This window comes from Stenotrophomonas sp. HMWF023 (assembly GCF_003060985.1).
GTDB classification, from domain to species: domain Bacteria; phylum Pseudomonadota; class Gammaproteobacteria; order Xanthomonadales; family Xanthomonadaceae; genus Stenotrophomonas; species Stenotrophomonas lactitubi.
Window position 1 is genome coordinate 1 of sequence record NZ_QAIJ01000296.1, and the last position, 752, is coordinate 752.

Here is a 752-nt window from a genome sequence, read left to right on the forward strand (position 1 = left end):
GCCTGCAGCCGCGGAAGTTCAGCCTGCCAATGGCTGCGCTGTTTCAGCAGCGGCTGCAGCCAGCCCAGCCACAGTGCGGCCGCCACTATCGCGGCAGCCATCAACAGCAGCATCGCGCGCTCGCGCGCCGCCAGCCGCTGCCAACGCTGCTGCAGTCCATGCAGGGAGGCCGCTGGGCGCCACTTGGCTGCGATCACGGCGCGGCCCCGCTGCTTATCCGCAACCGGCCACCGGCTTCGCGCGCAAGCTGCAGCCCCTGTCCCTGCATCGCCTGCTGCCAGCGCTCCAGCCGTTGCGCGTCCTCGGCCAACGCCTGCGCGTCGGCGTCAAGTTCCATCTCAAACTGGCCCGCCTGATAGCGCAGGCTGCGAACCTGACCTGCCAATTCGGGTATGGCCTGCAGCACGCTGGCAACCTGCTGCTGCACGGCAGGAAGTGCCCGTGGCGCTGCCGGCACTGCCAGGGCACGCCGCGCCTGCAGCACCGGATCGACCACTTCGTGGATCTCCGGGAACTGCTTGCTGAGGCCTTGCGCCATGTCCTGCCGCAAGGCTTCAGCCTCGCCATGCCAGCGCGATACCTGCAGTTGCAGACCCAGCGCAGCCAGTACCGCCGCCGCCAACGCAAGACCGATGGCCAGCCGCGGCACGCCTGCACCCATGGCCGGTAACGGCAGCGACCAGCCAGGCAGCGGACCGCTGGACTGCACCGACTGCGCCAGCACGCTGGACGGCAAGCGCTCGGCCCAGGCA

General features: G+C 69.8%; 2 protein-coding genes. Both read right to left on the reverse strand.

Annotated features, from left to right (window positions below):
• Positions 1 to 197 (reverse strand): type II secretion system protein GspM (gene gspM / locus DBR20_RS16980; RefSeq protein ID WP_181393113.1); only part of this gene is annotated, 197 nt, incomplete at its 3' end.
• The coding region (locus DBR20_RS23400; protein ID WP_308812620.1) for a GspL/Epsl periplasmic domain-containing protein at positions 194 to 752 on the reverse strand (559 nt) is incomplete at its 5' end. The genes DBR20_RS23400 and gspM, both read right to left, overlap by 4 nt.